This is a genomic window from Actinocorallia lasiicapitis (assembly GCF_054778695.1).
Window position 1 is genome coordinate 1 of sequence record NZ_BAAGZI010000400.1, and the last position, 5,123, is coordinate 5,123.

The 5,123-nt window shown below is 72.7% G+C and carries 4 protein-coding genes; all 4 read left to right on the forward strand.

Annotation, left to right across the window (positions count from 1 at the left end):
* Nucleotides 1-773, forward strand: a 773-nt coding sequence (locus ACYVE7_RS28665) for an amidase family protein (RefSeq protein ID WP_460368949.1), incomplete at its 5' end; no start/stop codon positions are given.
* Between the two features lie 67 nt (nt 774-840).
* On the forward strand, nt 841-2,397 hold the full coding sequence (locus tag ACYVE7_RS28670) for an ABC transporter substrate-binding protein (RefSeq protein WP_460368951.1): 1,557 nt from the start codon (nt 841-843) through the stop codon (nt 2,395-2,397).
* Nucleotides 2,398-2,406: 9 nt separating this feature from the next.
* Nucleotides 2,407-3,408 (forward strand): ABC transporter permease, encoded by a 1,002-nt coding sequence (locus ACYVE7_RS28675; RefSeq protein WP_460368953.1) that lies wholly within the window; start codon nt 2,407-2,409, stop codon nt 3,406-3,408.
* The coding region (locus tag ACYVE7_RS28680; RefSeq protein ID WP_460368954.1) for a dipeptide/oligopeptide/nickel ABC transporter permease/ATP-binding protein at nt 3,405-5,123 on the forward strand (1,719 nt) is incomplete at its 3' end. The genes ACYVE7_RS28675 and ACYVE7_RS28680, both read left to right, overlap by 4 nt.

Sequence of the window (5,123 nt, forward strand, 5' to 3'; positions counted from 1 at the left end):
CGGTGACGCCTGACGAAGCCGCGCAATTGAACGACGCCGCCGCGATGCTCGACGCCATGGCGGCGCCGCAGCCCGGCGACCTGAGCATCGCGCCGCCCCTGCCGGACGGCGAGAGCTTCCTCGGCTGGACGCGCCGCGACCCCGGCCGGCTGCGGATCGGCCGCCACCTCGACCCCGGCTCCCCCGACGTCGCCATCGACCCGGAGGTGCGGCGGGCCTACGAGGAGACCACCGAGCTGCTGGTCTCCCTCGGCCACGACGTCGAGGAGATCGCACCGCCGTTCGGCGCCGCCATGCAGGCGGAGTTCCTGGACGTGTGGAGCGTGCGGTCGCTGCGCGTCCCGCTGCCGTCCGACGACGGCCTGCTCCGGATCAGCCGGTTCTGGCGGGAACGCGGACGCGGCGTCGACGGCGAGCGGTTCCTGCGGGCCGTCGGCGAGATCCAGGCCAGAGCCACCGCCTCACTCGTCGCGTCGGAACCCTACGACGCGATCCTCACCCCGACCCTGGCGCTGCCGCCGCAGCCGCCGTCCTGGTTCACCGAAGGCGACGAGCTGCTCGAGCTCGACCGCCAGTTCCTGTTCGCCCCCTACCCGGCCGTCCAGAACGTGACCGGCCAGCCCTCCGCGGGGCTGCCGCTGCACTGGACGGCGGACGGACTGCCGATCGGGGTGATGCTGAGCGGGCGCCTCAACGAGGACGCCCTGCTCCTGTCGCTCTGCGCCCAGCTCGAGGCCGCCAGGCCCTGGGCCGGTCGGCGTCCGACGCTCTGAACCCCGGCTCCACTCAACCCCTCATCCCAGTGGTCGCGCGGATTCGCGCACAGCAGGAGGCTCAACCATGGCTCGTGTCCCCCTTGTCCTGGGCGTCACCACGCTCGCCGCAGGGCTCGCCCTCACCGGCTGCACCACCGCCTCGAAGGAGGATTCCGGCGGCGCCAAGCCGACGGCGGCGATCGCGATCGCCTCGGACGTCACCAGCCTCGACCCCAACGCGGGGGCCGTCGCGGCCGACTTCGTCATGGCCAGGATGCTGTACGGCTCGCTGGTCCGCCGCGACGAAGGCGGCAAGATCATCGGCGGTCTCGCCTCCGCGTGGAAGTCCGACGCCGATGCCAAGGGCGCGGAGTTCACCCTCCGCTCCGACGTGACCTGCACCGACGGGGCCAAGGTCGCCGCGTCCGGCGTCGCCAAGTCGCTGACCCGTTTCGCGCAGCTCCCGACCGCGGCCCAGGTCTTCGGCCCGACCGCGGCCCAGGCCACGTTCACCGGCGACGACGCCTCCGGCAAGATCACCATCAAGCTGGCGGCCCCCTGGTCGGACCTGCTGTTCGGGCTGGCGCTCCCCCAGGCCGGCATCGTCTGCCCGGCCGCCCTCGACAACGCCGACCTGATCAAGACGGGCGGCAAGGGCGCGGGCACCGGCCCCTACTACGTCTCCTCCAGCAAGCCGGGCGACGTGTACACCCTGGCGGCCGTCGACGGGTACACCGGCACCCCCGCCTACGCGAACCTGCCGCAGGGCACCGTGCCCGCGGTCGTCGAGATGAAGGTCCGCCAGTCCGAGGCCACCCAGGCCAACGAGCTGATCTCCGGCGGGCTCGACTACTCCGGCATCACCGGCGCCGACGCGGCCCGCTTCGTTCCGCTGAAGGACAAGTTCACGATCAAGCCGGCCCCGATCGTCCGGATGATGGCCGTGTTCAACGAGCGCAAGGGCCACCCCGGCGCCGACCCGGCGTTCCGGGAGGCCGTCGCCAAGGCCCTGGACGCCAAGGCGTTCAACCAGGCCGTCACCCGCGGCACCGGCTCCCCGATGTTCACCATCACCGACGCCGCCGTCCCCTGCGCCAACAAGGACGCCTCCCTGCTGACCCAGCCTGACGCCGAAGGCGCGAAGGCCGCGCTCAAGGGCGTCAAGGTCAAGGTGGTCGGCACCAACGCGGTCGCGGCGGGCGCGGGCAACGAGTACGTCCAGGCCACCCTCAAGGCCGCGGGCGCCGACGTCCAGCTCCGCAACGTCGACAGCGCCACCTGGGGCAACGACGTGATCAGCAACAAGGGCGACTGGGACCTCACGGTCTGGCCGAACCTGAACCTGACCAACCTGCTCACCACCCCGGCCAGCTTCCTCACCGGCCCCGACCCGGCCGCCAAGGGCCGCAACTTCCCCGGAGTGAACGACCCGGCCTTCACCAAGGCGTTCGGCACGGCCATGGCCACCTCCGACGAGACCGCGAAGTGCGCCGCCTGGGCCGACGCCCAGAAGTCGCTCCTCAAGGCCCACCACGTGCTGCCGCTGGCCGCCGTGAACGTCAACTACATCACCAGCAACCGGGTCAAGGCCCTGTCGCCTGACGGTCTGTTCGACCCCTCGACCCTGCGCATCGTCAAGTAAGGAACCCTCGTGACGAGCATCGCGGCGACGCCGAAGAAGGTGAAGGCGGGCCCGGCCTCCCCGTGGCCGAGGTTCCTGCTCGGCCGGCTGGCCGGACTGCTGGGGGTGCTGGCCGTCCTCGTGGTGGTGACCTTCGCGATGGTGCAGCTGATCCCGGGCGACCCCGCCCAGGTCATCGCCGGAGCCAACGCGACACCCGAGCAGATCGAGGCCGTCCGGGTGCGGCAGGGGCTCGACCGGCCGCTGCTCACCCAGTTCTCCGGCTATGTCGGCGGGCTGCTCCACGGCGACCTCGGCACCTCCTTCGCCGGCGGCCAGCCGGTCACGCGGGTGATCGCGGACCGGCTGCCGTTCACCGCCCAGGTGGCGCTGCTCGCGATGGTGCTCGTCCTGCTGGTCAGCGTCCCGCTCGGGATGGCCGTCGCGGTCGCGTGCCGCGGCGGCCGCCGCAGGGCCCTCGACACGTCGTTCACCTCGGTGACGGCGCTGCTGGGGGCCGTGCCCGAGTACGTGCTGGCCACCTTCATGATCCTGGTCTTCGTGGTCTGGTTCGGTCTGCTGCCGGCGGCGGGCGCCGCCACCCTCAGCTCGATGATCATGCCGATCCTCGCGGTGAGCCTCGGGCCGATCTGCACCATGGCCCGGATCGTCCGGCGGGAGACCGCCACGGTCCTGGAGCAGGACTACCTGCGCACGGCCAGGGGCCGCCGCCTCGGCGCGGTCCGGCTGTACGCGCGGCACGCCCTGCCCAATCTGATGACCAGCACCCTCACGCTCGGCGGGCTGATCCTCACCAGCCTGCTGGGCGGCGCGGTCATCATCGAGGTCGTCTTCGCCTGGCCCGGGCTCGGGCAGGGCGTCCTGGACGCCATCACCAAACGGGACTACCCCGTCATCCAGGGCGTGGTCCTGGTGCTGGGGCTGCTCGCGACGGTGCTGAACATCCTGGTGGACGTCGCCCTCGGCGTCCTCGACCCCAGGACCCTGCGCGGAAAGACCGGTGAAGCATGATCAAGCGGTTGCGCACCTCCCCCATGCTGGCCCTCGGGCTGTTCGGGATGGCCGTGTTCGCCGTCATCGGCGCCGTCGCCCCGCTGATCTGGGGCGGCCAGGCCGACCGGCTCACCGACCAGGTGCACCTGCCGGCCTCCGGCGACCACTGGTTCGGCACCGACGCGCTCGGCCGCGACATCTTCGCCCGGACCATGGTCGCCACCCGGCTGACCCTGCTGATGTGCCTGGCCACCACCGCGATCGCCGCGGTCGGCGGGATCGGTCTCGGCGCGGCGATCTGGGTCGCCGGACCCCGGGTCCGCGCCGTCGGCCAGCGGCTCATCGACATCATGATCTCCTACCCCTCGGTGATCTTCGCGCTGGTGGTCGTGGCGGTGCTCGGCCCCGGCGTCGCCACCTCCGTCGTCGCCATCGGCCTGGCCACCTGCCCGGCGTTCGCGCGGCTCACCACCAACCTCGCCGCCTCCATCGCGGGCCGCGACTTCGTCTCCACGTCGCGGCTGCTCGGGGTGTCGCCGGGACGGCTGCTGCGCCGCCACATCCTGCCGAACATCGCCGAGCCGCTGCTCGTGCTGGTGTCCGTGGCATTCACGATCTCGCTGAAGGCGCTCTCCGCGCTGTCGTTCCTCGCGGTCGGCGTGCAGGCGCCCGACTACGACTGGGGCGCGCTGCTGTTCAAGGGGCTCGAAGGCATCTACGTGAACCCGTGGCCCGCCGTCGGACCCGCCCTGGTGATCGTGCTGGCCGGGCTCTCCGGCGGGCTTTTCTGTGACGAGCTGGCCGCGGCCGTCGACGCGTCGCGGCCGCGGAAGGGACGCGGCCACCGGGCGAAGGTGCTGGCGGCGACCTCCGTCCCAGCCGAGGCGGCCGCCGTCGCCGAACGGCTCAGCGTCCTGCTCCCCGACGGCACCGTGCTGGTCGACGAGATCTCCTTCCAGGTCAGGCCGGGCGAGGTGCTGGGCCTGGTCGGCGAGTCGGGCTCCGGCAAGAGCCTCACCGCGATGGCCCTGGCACGGCTGCTCCCCGACGGGCTGACCCCGGCCGCCGCCCGGCTGTCGGTCGGCGATCTCGACCTGACCGGGACTCCCCCGGCCGGGCGGCTCGCCACCGAGATCGGGATCGTCTACCAGGACCCGTCCTCCTCGTTCAACCCGACGCTGCGGCTCGGCGGGCAGCTCACCGAAGCGCTCCGCGTCCACGGCGGCGCGAGCCGGGCGGAGGCGGACCGGCAGGCCGTCGCCCAGCTCACCGCCGCGCACGTCACCCTGCCCGAGCAGCGGCTCAAGCAGCACCCCTACGAGCTGTCCGGCGGGATGCGGCAGCGGGCGATGATCGCCTCCGCGCTGCTCACCGGACCCAAGCTGATCATCGCGGACGAGCCGACGACCGCGCTGGACGTCACCGTCCAGGCCGAGGTCCTGCGGCTGCTCCGCCAGGCCAACGAGCGGGACGGCACCGCGATCCTGCTGATCTCCCACGACGTCGGGGTGATCTCGGCCGTCTGCGACCGGGTCCTGGTCATGTACGCGGGCCGGATCGTCGAGGAACTGCCGATCGACCGGCTCCGCGACCGCACGGCCTCCCACCCCTACACCCGGGCGCTGCTGGCCGCGACCCCCACCCTGGACTCCCCCGTGGACGAGCCGCTCGCCGCGCTCCCCGGACGTCCGCCCCACCCGGCGGCCCGCCCGGCCGGATGCGCGTTCGCGCCG

What these genes read in the sequence shown, in the direction of transcription:
- ACYVE7_RS28670 (WP_460368951.1), top strand. Translation starts at nt 841, where the DNA reads ATGGCTCGTGTCCCCCTTGTCCTGGGCGTCACCACGCTCGCCGCAGGG.